This window comes from Nocardia sp. NBC_00416 (genome assembly GCF_036032445.1).
Lineage (GTDB): Bacteria > Actinomycetota > Actinomycetes > Mycobacteriales > Mycobacteriaceae > Nocardia.
Genome location: NZ_CP107932.1, coordinates 2,153,332 through 2,179,943 on the forward strand (window position 1 = coordinate 2,153,332; position 26,612 = coordinate 2,179,943).

Below are 26,612 nucleotides of genomic sequence, written 5' to 3' on the forward strand. Positions count from 1 at the left end.
GGGTCAGTCTCCGTTCGTGCGGATACGAGGGTCGAGCGCCAGGTGCAGCAGGTCGACCAGGGTGGAGATCACCACGAAAACCACCGCGGACAGCAGGATGACGCCCATGACGACCGGCATGTCCCGGCTGGTCACCGCCTGCAGGACGAGGGCGCCGATACCCGGTCTGCCGAAGACGATCTCCACCGGGACGACGCCGCCGAGCAGGGTGCCCGTCATCCATCCGGTGAGCGTGAGCACCGGTGCCGCGGCGTGCCGCAGCGCATGCCGCAGGCGGACCGCGGCCAAGCTCAGTCCCCGGGCCCGCGCCGTGACGACGAAGGGCTGGGTCAGCGCGGCTTCCAGAGCCTCGCGCAGCACCTGCGACAGGACACCGGCGATGGAGAGCGCGAGCGTGACGGCCGGCAGTACCAGTGCGGCCGGAGTCTGGGCGCCGGCCACCGGGAAGAGCCGCAGCTGGAAGGAGAACACCGTCAGCAACAGGATTCCCACCCAGAATTGGGGCGCGGAGGTGAGCACGAGCTCGGCGGTGGACACCGCCTCGCGCAGGCGCGGCCGCCGGCCGGCGGTGCCGACCGCGGCGACCAGGGCGATCACCAGAGCCAGTAGCAGAGCCGTGACGGCCAGCTCCACGGTCGGGCGGAGTTGGTCGGCGATCAGGGTCGCCACCGGCTGTTGCAGCTGATAGGAGCGGCCGAGATCACCGTGCGCGACCATGCTCAGGTAGGACAGGTACTGCTCGAAAACCGGCCGGTCGAAACCGAAATCGGCGCGCACTTGGGCCCGCAGGGTCGGTGAGGCCGTCATACTCGGGCCGAGCAGCCAGTCCACCGGGTCGCCGGGCAACAGTTGCAACGCGATGAAACCCACGGTGGCCGCGCCGAAGACGACCACCACGGTGGCCACCAGCCACTTGCCCAGCACCAGGGTGACCCGTCCGAAGACCTGCCCGGGCGGCCGCTCCGCCACGTCGCGCACACTCACGGTCAGGCCTTCCAGGCGTCGTAGAACAGCAGCCAGCCGTTCGGGTCGAAGGTGTGCCCGTGCACGTTCTTCCGGTAGCCGTTGAGCGCGGCCAGAACGTAGAGGGGCACGACCGACCCGTTCGCCAGCACCCGGCGCTGCGTGTCCCCGTAGACCGTGTCGCGGATGTGTTGATCGAGGGTGGCCGATCCCGCCGTGGTCCACTGGTCGACCTGGGGCTCGTGCAGGAACGCGACGTTGTTGCCGCTGGGCGGTCTGCTGGCACTGTGGAAGAACAGTCGCAGCAGATCCGGCTCGGCCCGGGCCCAGCTGACCGAGAAGAGCTGGAAACTGCCCTCGGCCACCCGGGCGTTGTACTCGCCGGCGGTCAGGCGCGGATGTGTCACCTCCACACCGATTTTCGCCAGATCCGCCTGCACGGCCTGGTCCAGCAGATCGCGCTGATCGCGCACTCCGGAGGCCGGCAGCGCGGGCCAGTACAGCGTCAGGCGCTGCCCGTTCCTGGTCCGGAAGCCGTCGCCGTCCCGTTGGGTCCAGCCCGCGTCGTCGAGCAGTCGGCCGGCGGCCTGCGGATCATAGCGCCACGAATCGGTCACCGACTGGTCGTAGGACGGTGTCGTCGGGGACAGCGGTCCCCAGGCCCGCTTGTACTGCCCGAAGTAGACGGTCTCGACATTCTGGGCCACATCGATGCCCTGTTGGATGGCGAGCCGCACGCGCTGATCGTCGAGCGGCGCGGCGGTCGTGTTCAGGAACAGGCTGTAGGTCTGCCCGGGCTGGTCCGCGCGGGTCAGCGCCAACCGCGCGTCGGCCTCGACGGTCGGCACCTGGATCGGCGGTATCGATTTGGCGATATCGACCTGACCGCTGGTGAGCGCCCCGACCCTGGTGGCGTCCTCCGGCAGTATCCGGAACACCAGCGAATCCAGATAGGCGGGCCCGCTGTGTTTCGCGTCGGCCGGAGCCCAGTTGTACGCGGGATTGCGGGTCATCACCGCGCTCTGCCCCTTGGTATAGCTCGTGAACACGAACGGACCGCTGCCCACATCCACCGGACCACCCGCGCACAGCTTGTCCGCGTCGACGGCCAGCGCCCGGGGCGAGTAGAAGCCGAGATAGGCCGTACTGGCGGCTTGGAGGAAAGGCGCGAACGGCGCCGAGAAATTGATCCGGACGGTGAAATCATCGACGATATCGGCACCGGTGTAGGGACCGAGCAGATTGATCGCGTATTGCGATTTGGTCGCCGGCGCGACGATATGGTCGAAATTGGCTTTCACGGCCGCCGCGTCGAACCGCGTTCCGTCGGTGAAAGTCACATCACGTCGCAGGGTGAATGTATAACTCGTCAGATCGTCCGCCACGGTCCACCCGGTGGCGAGCCACGGGTGGAACCGATGCTCGGCATCCTCGGAAACAAGAGAATCCACCACATTGCGCTGTATCTCGGCGGCAATATCCTTGGAGGTGGCGTGAATATCGAAACACTGTGGTGAGTCGTTTATTCCGTAGGTCAGGGTGCCACCGGAAACCGGTTCGGTCGCATCCTCTCCCGGCACGCCGCTACCGGCACAAGCAACGAGGGACAACACGGATGCGACGAATAGGACGAACAGCCGCAACGACGAGAGTGAACGCACGTATTCGACGCTAACAACAGAGATCTCGACCGGTTACCCCAGAAAATGACGACCGGAATTTTCGTCGGGGTAGGGGTTGCCACCGGACCCGGGATAGGGGTGGCGCCGGATCGACCCCCGCGGTCGCACCGCTGCCTGTCAATCGTTCGCCGGGCTGAGCCACTGCCTCGTGATGGACTGCACCGCCGCCCCGTCGACGTCGATCAGCTTGTCGGCCACGAAGTTGCGGGAGAAGTCCGAGGTCTGCACGCGAAAGGCGGGCGCGGGGTCGGTGAGGGTGTACAGCACGCTCTCGGCGACCTTCTCCGGGGTCTGCACCGCGCCCGCGATCAGGTTCGGGATGTGGACCAGGTAGTTCTCGTACGCCGCCTTGTACTGCCCCGCCGACTCCCGCATGGCCGCGCGGTCGACGGGGATATTGTCGAAGAAATTCGAGGCGATCGGCCCCGGCTCGATCACCGAAACCGTGACACCCACCTCGGCGGCCACCGGCGCCAGGCTTTCCATGTACACCTCGGTGGCAGCCTTGGCGGCGCAGTAGGGCTCGTTGAACGGCTGGCCGACGGCGCCGTAGGCGCTGCCCACCACGATCAGCCGGCCCGAACTGGCCCGCAGATGCGGCAGCGCGGCGCGGCTGACCGCGAGCACACCGAAGAAGTTGACCTCCATGCTGGCCCGGATCTGTTCCAGAGTGAGCAGTTCCAGCGTGCCGACGCTGCCGACGCCCGCATTGTTCACCACTGCGTCCAGGCGGCCATAGGCGTCCGCGACACCCGATATGGTCTCCTCGACCGACTCCGGCTCGGTCACGTCCAAGCGGCGGATATCCAGCTCCACCCCCGCCGCCCGCGCCGCCGCGCGTAGGTTTTCGGTCCGGTCGAGGTCGCGTACGGTCGCTACGGTGCGCCAGCCGGCCTGCGCGGCCGCGACGGCGGAGGCGAGGCCGACACCCGAGGACGTCCCGGTGATCAGCACGGTTCTGGTTGCGGAAGAAGCGATTTCGGTCATGATCGGGACGCTAGCAAGCGGGCCGGAAGCTGATCACCCCTAAACAGCACCGGCGGACCAGCCGTCCCGGACCGGGAATAGGGGTCCGGGGCGGTTGACCGGACCCGGCCGAATATGGTCGCCGGGCAGCCGGCCTCGCCCCGGTCTCACGGAGTGACCGCCCGCCGCGGATCGGAGCCCCGCGCTCGGTCCGCGCGAACGTCGGCGGCGTCCACCGGTTCCGCGGCCAGCGCCCGAATCCAGGCGCCGACCGCTGCCGCCGTATCGGCCGAACAACTCTCCAGCACCGAGAAATGGTCACCGGGGACATCGACTCGGTCCGTGGCATACGGCCAGTCGGCCTGCCAGGGCACACCGGGTTCGGTGGGCATCCCCGGTAGCCGGTCCGCGGCCCGGACCAGCAGTGTCGGCACGGGTATCGGCTCGGCCGCCAGGTCCGCGGTGAGCCGCAGATAGGCGCCCATCGTCGTGAGGCGCTGCGGCGCGAGGTCCAGCTGCAGATCGTCGATGCGGCGCAGCATTCCGTCGATCAGCGCGGCCATCCACCACTGCTTGCCCGGCCGCGTAGGTGTGTCGATCGGATAGGTGTCTATCAGCGCGAGTCCCAGCGGTGCTCGGCCGTGCCCGATCAGTTCCGTGGTCACCGCGTGGGCGACACAGCCGCCGAGCGAACGTCCGACGACCACGAAATCACGATCCCCGACCGCCGCGGAGATCGCCTCGGCCTGCGCGTGCAGATAGGTCCGCAGATCCGCCGGAAGCGACGAATCCGGGCGGTACCCAGGCGCTTCCATGGCGTAGACGGGGTGGTTTTCGCCTAGTGCCCGCGCGAAACCGGCGAATTCGTGCGGGCCCGACATCGCGGTCAGTGCGGGGAAGCAGACGACCAGCGGCGCAGCCGGGTCGTCACCGGGCGAAAGCCGGACCGGCGGCGGCGTGAGCTCGCGGGAGCGGTTTCCGTCGAAGCTGTCCCGGGTGTGCGACGCCGCGACGATCAGCGCTGCCGCCGCCTCCCGCTCACCGCGACGATTGAGTTCCAGATAGAAGGTCGGCAACGAGTGGTCCGATACCGCACGAACCGAACCCGTTCCGGCCGTCGCGACCTCCAGGTGCGCGGCCAGTTCCGCCGGTGTGGGGAATTCGATCGGAGCACTCGCCGCCAGGTCGATGCGCAGTCGTGCCCGCAGCTTCTCGGTGAGTTCGACGGCCGCCAGCGAGGTCATCCCGAGTTCGGCGAACGACGTCCGGTCACCGACCCGGGCCGGATCGTCGAGCCCGAGCACCTCCGCGCCCGCCCGCCGCACCAGGTGCAGCAGATCGGCGCCGGAAAGGGCCACCGGATCGACGGGTTCACCAGCGAGTTCGGGTGCGGCCGCGGGTTCGGGTTCGGGCGCGGGTTCGGGCGCGGCTGCGGCTGCGGGTTCGGGCGCGGCCGTGGTGCGCCGTACGGCGGCGAGCGCGGCCGGGCCCGGCGGTAGCCAATAGCGTTCCCGTTCGAACGGATAGGTGGGCAAGGTGGTGGCCGCTACCGCCCGGCCCATACCGGTCGCCCGGTTCCAGTCGATTCCCGTCCCGCCCAGTTCCAGTCGTGCCGCGGCCAGCAGCACGGTCTCCACCTCGTCGCGGTCTCGACGCACCGCGGCCGTTACCGTGAGCCCGGAATCGGATGCGTCCGCGGCCGAGGTCGCGAGCGCGTGCGGGGTCAGATGCGCGTCCGGACCCAGTTCGACCAGGTGGGTGACACCGAGCCGGGCGAGTTCACGGACCGTCTCGCGGAACAGCACCGGCCGCCGCACTTGGCGCACCCAGTAACCGGCGGAGCCGATCTCCTCCGCCGGTGCGATCGTCCCGGTCACCGTGGACACCAGTGGGATTCGGGGCGCAGCGAATTCGATCGGGGCGAGGGCCTGTTCGAAGGACGCCGACATGGGGTCCATGAGCCGGGAGTGGAAGGCATGGCTCACGCCGAGGATCCGCGCGCGCCGCCCCTGTTCCAGGACCGTGCCGCGCAGGCGCTCGACGGCCGCGGACCCGCCCGCGACGACGAGCGAGGTAGGCCCGTTCACGGCGGCGAGATCGAGGTCGGCACGCCAGTCCGCCAGGCTGTCGAGTTCCGCGACCGACATCTCCACCGCGAGCATCGCGCCGCCCGCCGGCAGGGCGAACATCGACGTCGCGCGATGGACCACCAGGTCCACTGCCACATCGAGCGTCATCACCCCCGCGACGTGCGCCGCGGCGATCTCCCCGATCGAGTGCCCGCAGAGATACGCCGGGCGCGCCCCCCAGGATTCGAGCAACCGGAACAGCGCGACCTCGAACGCGAACAGCGCGGGCTGAGCGAACACGGTCCGGTCCAGCGTCGCCGCCGGACCCGTTCGGATGAGCTCCGGCAGCGAGCCCTCGATCCGGCCGCGCAGACGCGCGTCGAACAATGCCAGCACCTGGGCGTAGGTATCGGCGAAGACCGGGTATCGCCGGGCCAGCGCGGATCCCATACCCGGACGCTGACTGCCCTGACCGGTGAACATGTATCCGAGAACGGCGTCCCGCTTCCGGGCCCCGTGCACGGTGGTGGAGGTGGGAGAGCCGTCCGCGAGGGCGGTCAGCCGGGTGACGAATTCGTCCGGAGCGGCGGCCACCACGACCGCGCGGTGCGCGAGCCGGGCGCGGCTGGTGATCAGCGTATGCGCGACGGCGGCGGTATCGATCGAGGGATGTTCCCGGATGTGCCGGGCCAGATCGCGGGCCTGGCGGCGCAGCGCCGACGCCGTGTGCCCGGAGAGCGGCCACGCTGTCGTCGTCTCGCCCGTCGGCCCCTCATCGGCCGGCGGCGCGGACGGGACCGGGGCCTGTTCGAGGATCACGTGCGCGTTGGTACCGCTCACCCCGAACGCCGACACCCCGGCGCGGCGGGCACGACCGGTCTCGGGCCACGGGCGCGATTCGGTGAGGACCCGGACCGAACCGGATTCCCAGTCCACCAGATCGGTCGGCCGGTCCACGTGCAGGGAGGCGGGCAGTACGCCGCGCCGCAGCGCCTCCACCATCTTGATCACCCCGCCGACCCCGGCGGCCGCGGCGGTGTGACCGATATTGGATTTGAGCGAACCCACGTACAGGGGCTCCGCGCCGGTGCGGCGACCATAGGTGCCCAGCAGCGCGTTGGCTTCGATGGGGTCGCCGAGCACGGTGCCGGTGCCGTGGGCTTCGACGGCGTCGACCTCGCCGATATCCAATCCCGCCGATTCGAGGGCCCGGCGGATCACCTGCTGCTGCGCCGCCCCGTTGGGCGCGGTCAAACCATTGGACGCACCATCCTGATTGATCGCCGTCGACCGGATCACCGCCAAGATCTCCCGCCCCGACCGCCGCGCATCCGACAACCGCTGCAACAACACCATCCCCACACCCTCGGCCCAGCCCGTACCATCCGCCCCCGCCGCGAACGACCGGCACCGGCCGTCCGGCGACAGGCCTCGCTGCCTGGAGAATTCGATGAAACCCGCGGGCGAGGTCAGCAGAGTCACCCCGCCCGCCAATGCCAGATCGCATTCGCGGTTGCGCAGCGCGGCGACAGCCAGATGGATCGACACCAGCGACGACGAGCACGCCGTATCCACCGAGATCGCCGGCCCCTGCAGCCCGAAGGTGTAGGCCACCCGGCCCGACGCGACACTGGTCATGGTGCCGACTCCGACATAGCCTTCCAACTCCGGCGGTACCGCCGTCCAGTAACCGTCGGCGTAGTCGGCGGCGACGATACCGGTGTAGACGCCGGTGTTGCTGCCCCGCAACGACAACGGATCAATACCCGCCCCCTCCAACGTCTCCCACGTCACCTCCAACAACTGCCGCTGCTGCGGATCAGTCGCCAACGCCTCCCGCGGCGACATCCCGAACAACCCCGCATCGAAATCAGCCATCCCCTCCACAAACCCACCAGCACGAACATACGAAGAACCCGCACGCCCCCGATCCACACTGAACAAACCCGCACCATCCCAACCCCGATCCCCCGGCCACCCCGACACCGCATCCACCCCACCCACCACCAGATCCCACAAACCACCCGCCGAACGCACACCCCCCGGATAACGACACCCCATACCCACCACCGCCACCGGCTCCTCGGCCGCGGCCGAGGGCGCAGTGCGCACGCGCGGTCGCGGCGACACCCCGGCCCCGGCCAGCCGGGCGCCGATCTCGGCAGCGAGCGCCACGGGCGTGGGATGGTCGAACACGACAGTCGCGGCGAGCCGGATCTCCAGCGCCCGGGCGAGCCGGTTGCGCAGTTCCACCGCGGTGAGCGAATCCATACCCAGGTCTTTGAAGGTCGAGGTCGCCGAAATCGCCGCGGGCGTGTCGTAGCCGAGCACCGCTGCCGCATGCTCGAGAACGAGCGCGTCCACGGCGGCGGCCTGCTCGCGGCCGGCCAGCGCCCGCAGACGTTGTGCGTCGCCCGCTCGGTCGGCTGCTGCCTGCCGCAGCGCGGGCCGATAGCGCAACGCGCCACGCAGGATCGGCGACATCGTGTCCTGCCATTGCGCGGCGACCAGATCGACCGGCACCAGATCGACCGAACCGGCACGCAGGCATTGGCGCAGCAGCCCCACCCCGACCGCGGAGGTCAGGGCGCGTACGCCCTGACGGGCCAACCGCTGTCGGTCGGCGTCGCGGAGATGGCCGGTCAGGGCACTGGCGGATTCCCACAATCCCCATGCCAGCGACGACGCGGGCGAACCCGTGCCCCGCCGGTACTGCGCCAGCGAGTCGAGAAACGTGTTGGCCGCGGCGTAGTTGGACTGCCCGGCGATACCGAGCGTGCCGGCCGCCGAGGAGAACAGCACGAACGAACGGAGCGCGATACCCGCCGTCAGTTCGTGCAGATTCCAGGCGATATCCACTTTGCTGCGCAGCACCTCGTGCAGTGCCTCCGGGGTCAGGCTGTGCAGCGGTCGGTCGGCCAGCGCGCCCGCCGCGTGCACGACGGCGGTCAGCGGCCGAGAGTCCGGGATCACCGCCAGCACGGCCGCCAGCTGCGCGCGATCGGCCGCGTCACAGGCGACCACCTCGACGCCGACACCTACCGCCTCGAGTTCCGCGCGCGCGGCCATCGCCTGGTCGTCGGCCGGACCCCGGCGCGACACCAGTACGACGGTGGAGACGTCGCCGCGGTCCGCGAGCTCCAGCGCGGTCATCCGCCCCAGCAGGCCGAGCCCGCCGACGATCAGAGCCGTACCCGGACCGTCCGGCACGGGATCCTCGGCGGTGCCCGGATCCGTATCCGAAACCGGCTCCAGGCGCGGGACGAACACCGGGTGACCGGCGCGCACCCCCACCTCGGACTCGTCCGCGCCGACGGCGGTCGCGGCCACGTCCGCGAGCGCCGTGTGGTCGGCGGTCCCGTCATGGTCGACCAGCAGGAAACGCCCCGGATTCTCCGTCTGCGCCGCCCGGACCAGACCGGCCAGCGCGCCGAAGCGCAGATCGGGTGCGTCGGTCTCGAGTACCGCCTGTCCGCACCGGACCAGCACGGCGAGCCGGGCGCCGGGGTTGTCGTGCGCGAGCCATTCCCGTAGACGCGCGAGGGCGCGCGCGGTGATCGCGTGCACCTCGGCGGCGAGGGATCCGGTCGGTGTGTCGTCACCGAGTTCGGCGGTGTCCAGCAGAACGAGAGCGGTATTCGCGGGCGCCACCTCGGACAGTGCCGTGACAGGACGAATTCCGCTGTCCCGGTGGCGGTCCGCGTGTTCGGTCAGCAGCACCGCGGCGGGTGCGGAGCCGGTGGGTTCCACCGGCTGCAGCGGCCGCCAGGACACGCGGTGCGGCCGGACCCCGGCCGCGGGCGGCGGGGCCAGTCCCGCGACAGGCCGCAGTGATACCGATTCGATGGTCACCACCGGGGCGCCCTGCGGATCCACCGCGATCACACCGAAGGTGTGGTCGCCGAGACCGGTCACTCGCACGGACAGTTCGCGGGCCTCGCGGGCCCACAACCGAACGCCCGACCAGCTGAACGGCAATGCCAGCTCACCCTGGAAATACGGAATCGCGTGCAACGCCGAATCCAGCAGTGCGGGATGAATACTGAACGCCGGCCCGGCCTCGTGGCTCCCGGGCAGGGACGCGACCGCCCGCAGGGCGTCTCCGTCGGCCGTCACTGCGCGCAAACCCTGGAAGGCCGGCCCGTAGTTCAAGCCGAGATCGGCGAGCCGCGCATAGATCGTCGTGGGATCGGCCGGGCGCACGCCGAGTCCCGGGCCAGCGTCGGGGGCCGGGCCGGGGGCGGTTGCCGCCAGCACGCCGGAGGCGCACTGCTGCCACTCACCGCCGAGGCCGTCGGCGTCGTCAGCGGTGAAGAAGGTGATAGCACGCCGGCCCTCCTGCTCTGGACCGGCGTACACCTGCACGCGGATCCGGCCGGACTCCGGGACCGTGATCGGCCGCTCGTTGACCAGCTCGGCGACGTCGGGCAGGCCGAGTTCGGCGCCGATCCACAGTGCGATGTCGACGCAGGCCGCGCCGGGCACGACCACGGTGTCCCCCACCGCGTGATCGGCCAGCCAGGGCTGGTCCGACAGCGCGATCTGTCCGACGAAAAGCGTCGCGCCGGAGGCCGATATCTCCACTACCCCGCCCAACAGCGGATGCGCGGCGGTGTGTACGCCGAGGCGGCGCGCGTCCACCGCCCGCACCGTGGAATCGTCGGCGCCCCAGTACCGTTGCCGGTCGAAGGCGTAGGTCGGCAGCTCGACCCGGTTACCCTGGCGCACCGGCAGCAACGCGTCCCAGTTCACCTCGATGCCGCGCACATGCAGCCGCGCCGCGGCGAGCAGCAGTTCGTGTCGGCCCGAGCGCTCGCGGCGCAGGGTCCCGGTGGAGGCGAAGTCCACATCGCCCACGGTCTCGGCGATCGCGTCGACGGTGTACCGCAGCACCGGGTGCGGGCTGACCTCCACCACGGTGTCGTAGTCGTCGGCCAGGGCCCGGCGCAGCGCGGTGTCGAACAGCACCGTCGACCGCAGGTTGGTGTACCAGTACTGCGCGCCCATCGTCGTGGTGTCGATCGGCGCGCCGGTCACGGTGGACAGGAGCGGGATCGTGGCGGACCGCGACGTGATCGGCGCCAGCTGATCCAGTACTTCGGCCTGCACCGCGTCCACGTGGTGGGAGTGCGACGCGTAGTCGACATTGACGCGGCGGTGCCAGATTTCGTGCCGGTCCAGCTCCGCCGCCAGTTCGCCGATGGCGGTATCGTCACCGGCGACCACCACCGCGCCCGGGCCGTTGACCGCGGCGACCGACAGCCTGGTCTCCCGGCCGGATAGCCGGGTGCGGACGTCCGCTTCGGACAGCGCCACGCTGAGCATCCCGCCGCGCCCGGCTATCCGGGTGATCGCCCGGCTCCGCAGGGCCACCACCCGCGCCGAGTCCCGCAGGCTCAGCGCACCCGCGATATGGGCCGCCGCGATCTCGCCCTGGGAGTGGCCGATCACCGCCTGCGGGCGGACGCCGAGGTGTATCCACAGCTTGGCCAGCGACACCATCATCGCCCACAGCACCGGTTGCACCACGTCGACCCGGTCCAGGTCCGGCGCGCCTGCCGCACCGGTGAGCACATCCAGTAGTGACCAGTCCACGAACGGTTCGAGCGCTTCGGCGCATTCGCCCAGATAGGTCGCGAACTCCGGGCTCGACTCCAGCAACGAATCGGCCATACCCGCCCATTGCGAGCCTTGGCCGGGGAACACGAACACCGTCCGGCGCCCGGTGGCGGCGGTGCCGCGGACCAGATCGTCGTCGAGACCGTCGCCGGCCAAGGCGGCGAGCCCGCGGCGCAACGATTCCCCGGTCGAGCCGACCACGACCGCGCGCTCTCCCAGCAGTGCCCGGCCGCGCAGCGACGAGGCGATATCGCCGGGCGCCGCGTCGAGCACCCGGTCCGCCGCGAGCAGGCCGGCGGCCTGCCCGGCCAGCGATTTCGGGGAACGGGCCGAAAGGAGCAGGGCCGTCGCCGCCGGCTCACCCGGAGGCGACGCGGCCGGATCCACTGTCTCGGGCCCGTTGCCGGATACGGCGGCATCGACCGGATCCGGCGCTTCTTCGATGAGGATGTGGGCATTGGTACCGCTGACTCCGAAGGCCGATACACCCGCCCGCCGCGGCGTTTCCCGGCGCGGCCAGGGCCGCGCGGTATCCAGTATCCGCACGTTCCCACCGGTCCAGTCGATCTTCGTCGACGGACGGTCGGCGTGCAGGGTGCGCGGCAGCCGCTCGTTGCCGAGGGCGAGGACCATTTTGATCAGTCCCGCGATCCCCGCCGCGGCCTGCGTATGCCCGATATTCGATTTCACCGATCCCAGCCACAGCGGATCGCGTCCGCGCCGCCTGCCGTAGGTGGCCAGCAGGGCATGCGCCTCGATGGGATCGCCGAGCGCGGTGCCGGTTCCGTGTGCTTCGACGGCGTCGATATCGTCGGCCAGCAGACCCGCGGACGCCAGCGCGTCCTCGATGACCCGCTGTTGCGCCGGACCGTTGGGCGCGGTCAGCCCGTTGGACGCACCATCCTGGTTCACCGCGGAGCCCCGGATGACCGCCAGGATCCGCCGGCCCGCGGCCCGCGCATCGGAAAGACGTTCGGCTACCAGTACTCCGACGCCTTCGGCCCAGCCGGTGCCGTCCGCCCCGTCGCCGAATGCCTTGCAGCGGCCGTCCCGCGCCAATCCGTGCTGCCGGGAGAACTCCACGAACAGCGCGGGGGAGCTCATCAGCGTCACCCCGCCGATCACGGCGCTGTCGCATTCCCGTTCGCGCAGCGACCGCACCGCGAGGTGGGTGGCCACCAGCGACGCCGAGCAGGCGGTGTCCACGGTGAGCGCGGGGCCCTCGAGCCCGAAGGAGTACGAGATCCGGCCGGAGGCGACACTGGCCGCGTTCCCCACTCCCAGATAGCCTTCCAGCTCCGGCGGGTAGCCCGACAGTGTGCTCGGGTAGTCGTTGCCGTTGGTGCCGATGAACACGCCCGTGCGGCTGCCGCGCAGACCGGTCGGGTCGATACCGGCGTGTTCGAAGGCCTGCCACGTCGTCTCGAGCAGGAGCCGATGCTGCGGGTCGGAGGCCAGCGCCTCCCGCGGGGACACCCCGAACAGCCCGGCGTCGAAACCGGCTATATCGGAGAGGAATCCGCCCTGCGCGGTCGTCGATGTTCCCGGTCCCTGCTCCTCGTCGAACAAGGTCGCCAGATCCCAGCCGCGGTCGGCGGGGAACTCGCCGACCGCGTCCCGCTCGTCGTCCAGCAGTCGCCAGAAGCTGTCGGGTCCCTCCGCTCCGCCCGGGAAACGGCAGCCGATCCCGACGATCGCGATGGGCTCGCGGCGGTCGTTCTCCAGCGTCGCCAGGTCGCGCCGTGACTGCTGCAGCTCCAGCGAGACCTTCTTGAGCAGGTCGCGAATACGATCGTCTTGCATCCCTCTACCTCATTGGTCGCATCGTGCGGGTTGATCAGGAGATGCCGAGGTTCTTCTCGATGAACTCGGCGAGCTCCGCGTCCGTGGCGTCGTCCAACTGCTCGACCGGGTCCGCGTCGGTCGCGCGACGGTCGAGTACGGCCAGCAGAGCGGTCAGTTCGGACCGGGCCCGGGCGGCCAGGTCGCCGTCCAGGCCGGTCAGCGATTCACCCAGGTGCGCGATCTGCCCGACGACATCGGGCCCGGAATGCTCGGCGAACCGCTGGGACAGCAGATGGTCCGCGAGCGCCGCCGGGGTCGCATAGTCGAACAGCACCGCCGGCGACAGCGCGAGACCCGTGCGCGCCCGCAACCGGTTGCGCAGTTCCACGGCGGTGATCGAATCGAACCCCTGGTCGCTGAAGCTGCGCTGCGGATCGATCCGTGCGGGCGAGCCGATCGCCTGGACCGCGGCGATATGTTCCTGGACGAGCCCGACCACCCGGTCGCGCCGCGCCGCGTCGGGCAGTGCCGTCAGCTCACGCCACAGCGTGTCGTGCGTGGTTTCGGCGGCGGCGTCGGCCCGGGTGACCTCGACCAGGCCGCTCGTGACGGCATTGTGCTGCTGCGCGGCGAGCCGGTCCCAGTTCACATCGGCCACCACGCGGTGGCTGTCGCGCCCGGCGATGGCGAACGGGAGCACGGCCAGCGCTCGGGCCGGGTCCATCGGCCGGAACCCGTTGGCCGCCGCACGCCGCGCGCCGGACTCGTCGATGATTCCGTCGCCCGCCCACAGACCCCAGGAGATAGAGGTGGCCGGTAGACCGTTGCGCTCCCGATGGCGGGCGAGCGCGTCGAGATAACTGTTGCCGGGGGCGTAGTTGGCCTGTCCGGATACTCCGCACAGTCCGGCCACCGAGGAGAACAACACGAAGGCGGACAATCGGTGCGACCGGGTGACCTCGTGCAGATTGTGCGCCCCGACCGCTTTGGCGGCGAGGGCGTTGCGTATCTGCGCGGGGGTGAGTGCGGCGATCGACGCATCGTCGAGTGCGGCCGCCGTGTGGAAGACAGCGGCCAGCGGATGCGCGGGATCCACCGACTCCACGACGGCTCGCAGGGCCCCCAGATCGGCCACATCGCATCGGGCGACGCTCACCTGCGCACCGAGGCCGGTCAGTTCGCCGGCGAATTCCCGGGCCCCGGCGCTTTCGGCCCCGCTCCGGCCGGTGAGCAGCAGCTGCCGGGCGCCGTGCTCGACCAGCCATCGGGCCAGTGCGCGACCCAGCGCGCCGAATCCGCCCGTGATCAAGATCGTCGTGTCGGGGTCCGGTGTCCAGGCCTGCCCGGTTGCGGCGGAGCGATGACGGACGAGCCGCCGGGCGAGCATCCGCCCGGACCGCACGGCGATCTCGGTTTCGCGACCTGCCCCGGCGGTACTCACCGCGGCCACGGCGCCGGCCGCGGTAGCCGGATCGTCGATATCGATCACGCCGCCCCAGATATGCGGTACTTCCACCGCGGCCACGGCGCCGAATCCCCACACCAGCGCGTCCGCCGGACCGGGTGCCCGGTCTGCCGCGACCGCCGCGACCGCCCCCGTGGTCACCGCCCATACCCTGGTGTCCACTCCGAGGCTCTCGCATTCCTGCACGAGCGTGACGATCGGATACAGAGTCCGGGCCAGCGCCGGTCCGGGGTCCGCGGCGGTTGCGCCCGGCGGCGCCGACAGTGCGATGATCCCCGACGGAGCGACCGAGCCGACGGCGTCGCGCACTCGGGCCCGGAAGGCCGCGAGATCGTCGAATTCGTCCGGCTCGAACAGCAGTTCGCGCACGGTCGCACCCAGTGCCCGCAGCGCGGCCGGCACCCCCGCGCCCTGGTCGCTGCCGCGGTGATCGACCACCAGCCACGTCCCCGGTTCGGCACTCGCGGACGGGACCGCGATATCGGCGAATTCGACCGAATAGCTCCACCTGTCGCGCTCGCCGGCCGTGCGGGTCCGCTCGTGATAGGCCGCCAGCCTCTCCACCAGGCCCTCAACGGTCACCGTGTCGCCGACATCTCCGAGTAGCAGCCGCAGCGCATCCGGATCCTGCTCGCGGACCACGGTCCAGAAGTCGGTATCGGACGCATCGGCGGCCGCACCTTGTTCCGCGGGACGCGCCGGCCAATGCCGTTCCCGCTGGAACGCGTAGGTGGGCAACGGCACGAGCGCAGAGTCCGGGAGCACCGCGGTCCAATCCGGTGTCACGCCTTCGACGTGCAGGCGGGCCACGGCCGCCAGCACGGATTCGTCGGCGCGAACTCCGGCGCGCAAGGTGGTGATCACCACCGGCTCCGCGCCGCCCGGCCCCGTCGGCGCGGGTTGCGCACCGAGCGTATCGGCGGCGAGCGCGGCGAGCACACCACCCGGCCCCACTTCGAGAAAGACGTTCTCCCCCAGCGCCTGAGCCGATTCGACGGCCTGCGCGAACCGGACGGTCTCGCGTATCTGCCGGGTCCAGTACCGGGCATCGAGCACGTCCCCGGTCTCGACCCGTTCTCCGCTCAGATCGGCGATGATCGGCAGCACTGCGGGCCGGTAGGTCAGCTCCGCGGCCGCGGCCTCGAATTCGGCCAGTACCCCGTCCATCTGTGCGGAGTGGAACGCGTGCGAGGTGTTGAGGCGTTTGGTCCGGCGACCTTCCCGCCGGAACAGTTCCGCGACCGCCGCTATCCGCTCCGGGTCGCCGGAGACGACAACGGAACGTGGTCCGTTGACGGCGGCGATATCCACCGCCGACCCGCTCGCGCGGACGCGCACTTCGTCGGCGGTGGCCTCGACCGCCATCATGGCCCCGGTCCGGCCCGAGTGCTGCATCAGGCGGGCCCGCACAGCTACCAGGCGGCACGCGTCGTCCAGTGACAGCACACCGGCCACGTGCGCGGCCGCGATCTCACCGATCGAATGTCCGACCACGCACGCCGGCCGGATACCCCAGGAGCGCAACAGTTCGGCCAGGGCCACTTCGACGGCGAACAGCCCGGTCTGGGTGTAGAGAGTCTGGTCGAGCAGGGCTGCGCCGGCGTCCTCTCCGAGCACGACGTCGCGCAGCGGAACCGCCGGTGTTCCCGCGCGCACGGTGTCGAAGACCGCGCAGATCCGGTCGAAGGTCTCCCGGAACACCGGGAACCGCTGCCGCAGTTCGCGACCCATTCCGGGGAATTGACTGCCCTGTCCGCTGAACAGGAAGGTGACCGAAGAATGCCGCGCCCTGCCGATATGCGCGGAAGCGAGTCCGGCCCCCGAGCCCAGGGCGCCGAGCCCGGACAGCAGATCGTCGAGAGTGTCGCCGACGATCGCGGACCGGTATTCGAAGGCGGTCCGGCCGACCGCCAGGGTCCGGGCGATCGCCGCGAGATCCGCGGACTCCTGGCGGCGCAGGTGGTGGGACAACTCCGCCGCCTGCCCCCGCAGCGCCTGCTCGCTGCGCGCCGACAGCACCCACGGATGCGGCCCGCCGGTGTTCGCCGTCCGGCCGTCGCGAGTGCCGCCGGGCTGTTCCCCGGCCTGTTCGAGGATGAGATGGGCGTTGGTGCCGCTGATCCCGAACGAGGAGATGCCCGCGCGCCGAGGTCTGTCCCGGTGCGGCCAGTCGCGCTCTTCGGCCAGCAACCGCAGCGGTATCTCGTCCCAGTCGATGTGCCGGGTGGGGCGGTCGGCGTACAGCGATCGCGGTAGGCGCGCGTGCGCCATGGCCATCGCCATCTTGATCACCGCCCCGACCCCGGCGGCGGCCTGGCTGTGCCCGATATTGGATTTCAACGACCCGACGTGGATGGGGTCGTCGGGCGACCGCCCGGCGCCGTAGGCCCGGGCCAGCGCGCCGATCTCGATGGGGTCGCCGAGCACGGTTCCCGTCCCGTGCGCCTCGACGACATCGATATCGGCAGGCGACAGACCGGCCCGGTCGAGAGCGGCGCCGATGACCCGTTCCTGCGCGGGACCGTTCGGTGCGGTCAGCTGACTGCTCGCACCGTCCTGGTTGATCGCGCAGGACCGGATCAGGCCGTGGATCCGGCGACCGTTGCGGCGCGCGTCCGAAACCCGTTCGAGCAGCAGGAGTCCCGCACCCTCGGACCAGCCGGTGCCGTCGGCCGTCTCGGAGAACGACCGGCACCGGCCGTCCGGTGACAGCGCACGCTGCCGGCTGAAATCGATGAACGTCGTCGGTGTCGACATGATCGTGACACCACCCGCGACCGCCAGATCGGTATCGCCGCGGCGCAGCGCGGCACAGGCCTGCGCGATCGCCACCAGGGAGGACGAGCAGGCGGTATCGACGGTCACCGCGGGCCCGGTCAGGCCCAGGTGGTAGGCCACCCGGCCGGAGACCACGCTCGCCGCACTGCCGATCACCACGTACCCGTCCTGTGGTGAACCGGTCGGCAGCTGGGTGCCGTAGTCGTAGTACATGACGCCGGTGAACACACCGGTGTTGCTGCCGCGCAGACTGTCGGGAACGATAGCGGCCCGCTCCAGCAGTTCCCAGCTCAGTTCGAGTACGAGACGCTGCTGTGGATCGGTGGCCACCGCCTCCCGGTTCCCGATATTGAAGAACGCAGGGTCGAATTGGTCGGCGTCGTAGAGGAATCCGCCTTGGTTCGTCGTCGATTTACCAGGCGTGTCCGGGTCGGCGTCGTACAGCGTGGACGACCACCCGCGGTTGCCGGGAAACTCGCCGACCGCATCGGTTCCGCCGGCGACGAGGTCCCACAGGTCCTCCGGGGACCGCACACCGCCCGGATAACGGCACGCCATGCTCACGATCGCGATGGGTTCGTCGGCTCGGGCGGCCGTCTCTTCCAGTTCTCTTCTGGTGCGCTGCAATTCAGCGGTGACCCGCTTGAGATAGTCGCGCAGTTTGTCTTCGCTGGTGGTCGTCATCACGCCTCATCTCGGCTCAATCCGAGCTGGTTGTCGATCAGGTCGAAGATTTCGTCGTCGGTGGCCGGGGTCAGATCGAGTTCGTCGGTGCGGCGGGCGCGATCGACTTTCGAGGTGAGCTCCCGCAGCTGGGTCAACAGCTGATCGCGGGCCGCGCCGTCGGCGATGGTGGATTCCCGGTTCGCCCGCTCCAGCTGGGCGAGCAGACCCGCGAGGTCGAAGTCCGCGCCGGATGCTTTCGGCACCGGCGATGATTCGCCGCGTTCGAGGAGTTCGGCGAGGTGTTCGCCGAGCTGTTCGACGGTCGGATAGTCGATCAGCACCGTCGCGGGCAGGCGGAGACCGCAGGCCCGGGATATCTCATTGCGCAGTTCCACCGCGGCCAGCGAATCCACCCCCATGTCCAGGAATCCCCGCCGGAGATCGAGATCGGCGCCCGAGGCGAAGCCCAGTGCCCGGGCCACCGCGTCCCGGACGAGCGCGGCGGCGATGTCCTTGCGCGGGCCGGGCGGCAGCACGCCCTGGTCGGCCGAATCGAGAGGGTCGACGGGAGCGGTATCGATATCGGCAGGTCGCGAGGCCGTGGCGGGCCACCGACCGGCCGGGGTGACGGCCGCCGTCCGCCATGCCGACGTGGCCAGGACATGCTGCGCCCCGGCGGCGAGCGCGATATCGAGGTACCGCGTCGCCTGCTCGGCGGTCAGCGACCCGACACCCGATCGCCGCAGCCGCGCGCGTTCGGTGTTCGTGAGCGCGGACCCCATACCCTCGGCGGCTTCCCAGAGCCCCCAGCCGATCGAGGTCGCGGGCAGGCCCAGGCTGTGCCGCAGCCGGGCCAGCCCGTCGAGGAAGGAGTTCGCGGCGCCGTAGCAGGATTGGCCCGGATTGCCGGTGGTCGCCACCATCGACGAGAACAGCACGAACGCCCTGAGTTCCCGGCAGTGCAGCGTCTGCTCGTGCAAGTTCCAGGCGCCGTCGACCTTGGGCCGCAGGGTCGCGGCGAGCTGCCCGGGTTCGATAGTGGTCAACGCCGCGTCGTCGAGGACGCCGGCCAAGTGAAAGATCGCGGTGAGCGGTGTGGCCGGGTCGATTCCGGCGAGCAGCTGCCCGATCCGGCCGGGCTCGGCGATATCGCAGGCGGCCGTGGTCACCTCCGCGCCGAGCCGCTCGAGTTCGCCGATCAGCTCGGCGCGCACGGGCGTGCGGCTCACCAGGAGCAGACGCCGCGCGCGATGTGCTGTGACGAGGTGCCGGCAGACGATCCGAGCCAGCGCTCCCGAAGCGCCGGTGACCAGCACCGTGCCGTCGAACGGATCGGCGTCGCGGCCATTTCCGCCGGAGCTGTCGGCGGGCCGCAGCGGTTCCACCGCGGCTTCGTGCACCCGGCCGGACCGGAGCACGACCTCGGGATCGGCGATGGTCTCGACTGCGGCCGCCAACTGCCCGACCTCGGCAGGCGCATCGGTGTCGACCAACCGGAACCGTCCCGGCCATTCGTGCTGGGCACTGCGCACCAGTCCCGCGAGCGCCTGCCGCGAAAGGGCCCCGGGTGAGCAGTCCGTCCCGTCGATCACCACCGCGAGTTGCGAATCGGCCCACAGATCGTCGTTCACCCAGTCCTGCAGCAGCGTGATGTGCTCGGCGACGACGCGATGCGTCGCCGCGGCGACATCGTCGATATCGCTCGCCGACGGCTCCGGCACGGCGAGCACCACCGCCGGTACCGGTCTCCCGTCGCGGACCGCGTCACGCAGCGCTGCCGGACCGGTGAATCCGCCCGCACCGCCGCCGGCCGCGATGACCGCGACCTCGCCGCGCGCCACGGCCGCTACCGGGCCGGCGGGCCGCCGGATCAACCGGCCGGGCACCCCGTCGTCCGGGCCGGTCGGCAGAGTCGCCGGCAGCAGGGTCACCTCATCGATCTCGACGATCGGATCACCGTCGGCCGCCGCGAGTCGTATTCCGGCGCTGTATCGATCGGTGCGCGCGAGATACGCGGTCACCGGCCCACGCGGTTGGGAGCGGACCCGGACCCCGCGGAACTGAGCGGGCACCACCGTACCCGATCCGGCGTTCAGCACGGCCGCGACGAACGGGTGGAGCACCGCGTCGAGCAGCGCCGGATGCACGCGATATCCGCTGTCGGCCGGGACTGTCCGGTCGAGTTCGACGACCGCCCGGAGCCGTCCGGATTCTGCCACCGCCCACTGCCGCAGATTCCGGAACGCCGGACCGTACCGGTAACCGTCGGCGGCCAGGTCGTCGTACAGTTCCGCGGTCGACCGCTGCGGGACCAGCAGCTCGCCCTGCGCCTGCGCCCTGGCACACGCCGACCCGGACCGCGTCAGCTGCCCGGTCGCATGGGTCACCCAGTCGGAGTCGGCGGTGCGCGAGCGGATGGACAGGTGCCGCGTCGCTCCCGGACCGCGGTGCTCGGGTGCGGCCACCACGACCTCGACGACTCGGTCGGATTCGGCGAGCGGCATCGGGACCGTCAGGTCGAGCTGTTCGACCTCCTCGTCTCCCGCGACCGCGGCGGCGTACAGCGCCAGATCCAGGAATCCGGTCCCGGGAAAGATCGCTGCGCTGCCGACCACGTGATCGGCGAGCCACGGCGCGGAGCGCAACGAGACGACTCCGGTGAGCAGCACGGCGTCGTCGACGGAACGCACGACCGTCGCGAGGACCGGATGGTTCCGGTCGCTCGGCCGCGGACTGCTCCAGTAACGGGTACGGCTGAAGGCGTAGGTGGGCAGCGGGGTCGTCTCCGCGGGCCTGGTCCGCGCGAGGTCGCGCCACCGCAGGTCCGCGCCGTCGAGGTAGAGCGCCTCCAGCGCCCGCGCCGCGGTGACCGGTTCGGCGCCACGGCGGGTCGCGGTCGCCGCGAGGACCACCGGCGGTTCCGCTGCCGAGTCCGGTACCGACTGCGTGATCATCGGCAGCAGGACCGCGTCGGGTCCCACCTCCAGGTAGGTGCGGACTCCGGCGTCGTGCAACGTCCGGACCGCATCGGCGAATCGGACGGTGCGGCGTGCGTGCCGCACCCAGTAGTCGCTGCCGAGTTCGGCCGCGGAGTCGACGATCCGGCCGGTGAGCGAGGAGACCAGCGCGATCCGCGGCGACTCGATCCGCACGCTGTCGGCGACCCGTGCGAACTCATCGGTGATCGCGTCCATGTGCGGGGAATGGAACGCATGGGAAACAGTGAGCAGGCGGGCTTTCCGGCCCGCGGACCGATACTCGTCGGCTACCGCCTCGACCGCGGCGCGGTCCCCGGAGATCACGATGGCGCGCGGCGCGTTCACCGCCGCGATATCCACACCGGCGTATTCGGCGAGCGAGCCGAGGACCTCGGCTTCGGTGGCCTCCAGCGCGGCCATCGCCCCGGGCTCGGCGATCTCGTCCATCAGCCGCCCACGCGCCGCGACCAGTCGGCAGGCGTCATCGAGGTCCAGCACCGCGGCAACGTGCGCGGCGGCCAGTTCGCCGATCGAATGTCCGGCTACGAAATCCGGCCGAAGGCCCAACGATTCGAGCCACCGGAACATGGCGACCTCGAACGCGAAAACGGCCGGCTGGGTGTAACGCGTCCGGTGGACGAGATCCGCCCCGGCCGCGCCGGACAGCACCGGCCCGAGGGGCTGTGGCAGGTACCGGTCGAGGTGGTCGATCACCTCGGCCAGTGCCGTCGCGAACGCCGGGACCGATCCGGCCAGCGAGACACCCATCCCGACCCGCTGGCTGCCCTGGCCGGAGAATACGAACGCGCGCGGGCGCACTCGATCCGGAGGTCCGGCGACGAATGCGCCGGCGCTGGGCGAACCGGCGGCGACCGCGTGCAGCGCCTCCAATATCCCGTCCGGGTCCGGCCGTACCACCGCGCGATATGCGAATCCCTCGTCCACGCGGCACAATTCGTCCGCCACCGCGAGCAGGCCGGCCGGAACACGGGCAGCCGCCGCGGTACGCAGCGCCGCCGCATGGGCGCGCAGCGACTGCGCCGACCGCGCCGAGAACACCAGCGGCACCGGCAGTTCGTCCGCTGCGGATCCCTGCCCCCGCACTCGGACAGATTCCTCGTTGCCGCTCTCATCGGTGCGCCACGAACCGACCGGCTCGCCCGGCTCCTGGAGGATCGCGTGCGCGTTGGTTCCGCTGATGCCGAACGAGGAGATCGCGGCGATCCGCGGGCCGCCGGTACGCGGCCAGGGCACCGGCCCGGCGGCCGGGACGTCGAGATGCGCCCGGTCCCAATCCACCAGGCGACTCGGGCTGCCGACATTGATCGTCGGCGGCACCGTGCCCGAACGCAGCGCGCCGACCAGTTTGATCACGCCGGTCACCCCGGCCGCGGCCTGGGTGTGGCCGATATTGGATTTCACCGATCCGACCAGTACGGGCCGCTGCGGACCGTGCGCCCGGCCGTAGGTCGCGGCGAGCGCCTCCGCCTCGATCGGGTCGCCGAGAGCGGTCCCGGTGCCGTGCGCCTCCACCACGTCGACGGCGTCGGCGGTGATTCGTGCGTCCGCGAGCGCGGCCGTGATCACCCGCTGCTGCGCGGTCCCACTCGGCGCGGTGAGCCCGTTGCTCGCACCGTCGGAGTTGATCGCGGTGCCACGCACGACGGCGAGGATGCGATGCCCCGCGCGCACCGCGTCCGCGCGACGTTCGACCAGCAGCGTCGCGACAGCTTCCGCCCAGACCGTACCGTCGGCGTCGTCGGCGAAGGGTTTGCACCGGCCGTCGCCCGCGAGGCCGCCCTGTCTGCCGAATTCGGTGAACATGCCGGGGGCCGCCATCACACACACCCCGCCGACCACGGCGAGGTCGCATTCCCGGTCGCGCAGTGCCCGCACCGCCAGGTGCAGTGCGACCAGCGACGAGGAGCACGCGGTATCGATGGTGACCGCGGGCCCCGCGAAGCCGAAGTGGTAGGCGAGCCGGCCGGAGATCACACTGTTGGTGGTCCCGGTCAGCAGATACCCGGCCGCGGCGGACTCCGCCTCGTGCATTCTCGGCCCGTACTCCTGCTGGACCGCACCGATGTACACACCTGTCACACTGCCGCGCAGGGCACTGGGCGCCAGACCTGCCCGTTGCAGGCACGTCCACGTCGATTCGAGCAGGAGGCGCTGCTGTGGGTCCATGGACTGCGCCTCGCGCGGGCCGACACCGAAGAACGCGGCGTCGAATTCCGCGGCGTCGTAGAGAAAGCCGCCCCGCTGGGTGCCGAGAGCACCTCCTGCCCCGGTGTCGCGCAGCGCCGCGAGGTCCCACTCGCGATCCGTGGGCAACTCACCCACGAGCTCCCGGCCTTCCGCGAGTGCCGCCCAGAGTTCCTCGGGCGTATCCAGTCCGCCGGGCCAGCGTCCGGCCGTCGACACGATCACCACCTCGTCGTCGCCGGACTCCGGCCGGACCGGACCCTGCCCGGTGTCCGCCGGACCGGGTCCGCTCGGCGCCCGGGCACCGGTCCACGGCACCGGTTGCTCCTCCGCCCCGCGCAATTCGGCGAGATGGGCGATCACCGCGCGGGGTGTGGGGTGGTCGTAGACCAGTGACGCGGGCAGTGTCAGTCCGGACAGCTCCGCGACCGTGTCCCGGAACTGGACCGCGCCCAGGGAGTCCATGCCCAGAGATTTGAAGTCACGTCGCAGTTCGTCGTCGGTCGGCGAGGTCGTGCCGAGTACCCGTGCCAGCGCCGCGCCGACAGCGGCCGCCGGTTCGATTGCCGCGGACACGGACGGATCCGGTTCCGCACCGTGCGGCGGTACCGCCGTCGCGGACACCTCCCTGCCCGCTGCCGGGTCCAGCCAATGGGCTGTGCGCTGAAAAGGGTAGGTGGGCAGGTCGATCCGCCGGCGCGAGCCGGACAGCTTCTCCCAGCCGACACCGGCCCCCGCGCATTCGATCTCGGCCAGCACTCGCACGAACTCGGCGGCGCCGGCAATACCCGCACGCAGCGCGGGTATCGCCGCGATCGACCGGCCATCGACGCCCGGCGCGGCCCGGATCGCGCTCGACAGTCCGGACCCGGGCCCGAGTTCCACGAAACAGGTGACCTCGTGGTCCAGCAGTGTCTCCACACCGGCGCCGAACCGCACCGTCTGCCGCAGTTGCCGGGCGAGATAACCGGGATCGGCCAGCTCCGAACCGGTGAGCAGTCGCCCGGTCACATTCGAGACGACCGGAATCGCCAGCGGGCCTACCGTGGTCGCGGACACCACGTCGTGGAAGGCCGCGGCCGCGGAATCCATGTACGCGGAATGGAAGGCGTGGCTCACGGCGAGTTCGGTGGTCCGGTGCCCGCGGGCCGCGAACGCCGCGCCGACCACGGTGACAGTCGCCGCGTCGCCCGAGATCACCGTCGCCCGGCGATGGTTCACCGCCGCGATATCGAAGTCGGCCCCCACGGTCTCCCGGTACTCGCGCAATTCTGTTTCGGCGGCGGCGATCGCCACCATCGCACCACCCCGCGGGGCCGACTGCATCAGGCGGCCGCGTTCGGCGACCAACCGGGCCGCCTCGGCCACCTCGAACGCGCCGGAGGCCGTGGCGGCGACCAGTTCTCCGATGGAATGTCCGATCAGATAGTCGGCGGCCACGCCGAATTCACCGGCGAATTCGAACAACGCGAGTTCCACCGCGAAGAGTGCGGGTTGCGTGTATTGCGTCCGGTCCAGCAGCGCGGCGGTATCGCTCTCGCCGGTCAGCAGGTCGAGCAGATCGATATCGAGGTGCGGGGCGAAATGCTCGACGACCGCGTCGAGCCGAGCCGCGAACGCCGGGCTGGTCCGGTACAGGGCTCGTGCCATCCCCGGCCGCTGCGCCCCCTGCCCGGGGAACACGAAAGCGATCCGCCCGGCGGCCCCGTGCTCGGTCCGCGCCACCGCGCCCGCCACCACCTGCGCGGTGGGGGCGCCCGCCGCCGCCGCCTCCAGACCACTGAGCAGTTCACCGCGATCACGCCCGACGATCACCGCCCGATGGTCGTGCCGCGCCCGGGTCGTATGCAGCGAATACGCTAGATCGTCCAGGTCGGTGCTGGCGGTGAGCGCATCGCGCAACTGCCCGGCGCGCGCCCGTAGCGCACCGGGCGTCGCGGCGGAAAGTACGAGCGGAGTGGGATCATCACCCCGGCGGGGCGGCCGCGGGTCCGGTGCTCCGGCATCCGGCGGCGCACAGAGCACGAGATGACAGTTGACGCCGCCCATGCCGAACGAACTCACTCCGGCCGCGATTGTCCCGGCCGCCCGCCAGGGGGTCCGTGTCAGCACCATCTCCAACCCGAGATCCCCCAGCGGGATACGCGGATTCGGCGACCGGAAGTTGCGGGTCGGGGGGATCTCGGAGTGCCGGATCGCCAAAGCCGCCTTGACCAGGCCCGCGATACCCGCCGCACCCTCCAGATGACCGATATTCGTCTTGACCGATCCGACCCGCAGCGCACCCCTCCGGTGCGGCGTGGTGCCGTAGACCCGGCCCAGGGCCGCCGCTTCGACCGGGTCGCCGACCGGTGTTCCGGTGCCGTGCAATTCGACATAGTCGATCTGCTCGGGGCCCAGGCTCGCGTCGTCGAGCGCGGCCCGCAGCACGTCGGCCTGGGCGTCGGCGCTCGGAGTGGTCAGCGAATCCGAGTTCGCGCCGTCGTTGTTCACCGCCGATCCATGAACGACCGCATAGATCCGGTCACCCGCCGCGACCGCGGCCGCCAGCGGTTTCAACGCGACCAGGGCCCCGCCTTCGCCCCGGACGTAGCCGTTGGCGCGCTCGTCGAAGGTGAAGCAGGTGTGATCAGGTGAGAGCGCACCGAATTGCTCCGCAATCCCCGTCTCGCGGTCGCTCAGCGCGAGATTCACCCCACCCGCCAGTGCCTCGTCGCATTCACCATGGCGAATGGCCTGGACCGCCAGATGGACCGCCACCAGTGAGGACGCCTGCCCGGCGTCGACGGTGAGGCTGGGCCCGCGCAGGCCGAGAAAGTACGAGATCCGGTTGGCCAGCATGCCGCGGTTGAGTCCGGTGAGGGTGTGCCGGGTGGGCGGCGCCGCATTCGCCAGATTCTCGTAATCCCCGTGCATGCCGCCGATGTACACGCCCACGGAACCGCCGCGCTTCGCGGCCGGCGAGGTCCGGCTGTCCTCGAGCGCCTCCCAGGCGAGCTCCAGCAGGAGCCGCTGCTGGGGGTCCATCGCGGCGGCCTCGGCGGCGGATACGGCGAAGAAGCCGCCGTCCATACCGGTCACATTCCGGAGGAAGCCGCCCGGCCGCGGCTGCCGATCATCGGTGGTGATCGCGTCGCCGCCCGCGGCGAGTAGTTCCCAGAACCGCGCGATGTCGTCCGCACCCGGGAAGCGGCCCGCCATCCCGACGATCGCAATGGGACCGCTAGCGGATGCGGGCAGTTCGTCCTGTCCCCGGCGATCGGAGCCCGGGGAGGACGAGTCGAAAGCACGAAGATCGGCTGGCATACCGATCAGCGTTGCGGGAAATCCCGGTGCCGAACACCCCTACCCGAGCCGCCGCGACCGGCGGCTCATTAGGGGGCGGTAGGGGCTTTCACGGTCCCCGCGACGCGACCTAACGTTCCGTTGAGGCTGA

The 26,612-nt window shown here is 70.8% G+C and carries 6 protein-coding genes; all 6 read right to left on the bottom strand.

Annotated features, from left to right (window positions below; translation table 11 throughout):
- Positions 1-3 precede the first annotated feature (3 nt).
- Positions 4-984, bottom strand: coding sequence for an ABC transporter permease (locus tag OG804_RS08760; protein ID WP_328395728.1), 981 nt, complete (start codon positions 982-984; stop codon positions 4-6).
- A 2-nt stretch (positions 985-986) separates the two neighbouring features.
- Positions 987-2,624: an ABC transporter substrate-binding protein gene (locus OG804_RS08765; RefSeq protein WP_328395730.1), complete on the bottom strand. Its 1,638-nt coding sequence runs from the start codon at positions 2,622-2,624 to the stop codon at positions 987-989.
- Between the two features lie 138 nt (positions 2,625-2,762).
- On the bottom strand, positions 2,763-3,632 hold the full coding sequence (locus tag OG804_RS08770) for an SDR family NAD(P)-dependent oxidoreductase (protein WP_328395732.1): 870 nt from the start codon (positions 3,630-3,632) through the stop codon (positions 2,763-2,765).
- A gap of 146 nt (positions 3,633-3,778) precedes the next feature.
- Positions 3,779-13,102, bottom strand: a complete 9,324-nt coding sequence (locus OG804_RS08775) for a type I polyketide synthase (protein ID WP_328395734.1) — start codon at positions 13,100-13,102, stop codon at positions 3,779-3,781.
- 34 nt (positions 13,103-13,136) lie between these two features.
- A complete protein-coding gene (locus OG804_RS08780) occupies positions 13,137-18,011 on the bottom strand; it encodes a type I polyketide synthase (protein ID WP_328395736.1) in 4,875 nt (1,624 codons plus the stop codon).
- Complete coding sequence (locus OG804_RS08785) at positions 18,011-26,482, bottom strand: SDR family NAD(P)-dependent oxidoreductase (RefSeq protein WP_328395738.1); 8,472 nt, start codon at positions 26,480-26,482, stop codon at positions 18,011-18,013. Before OG804_RS08785 ends, OG804_RS08780 begins: the two co-directional genes overlap by 1 nt.
- Between the last annotated feature and the right edge of the window lie 130 nt (positions 26,483-26,612).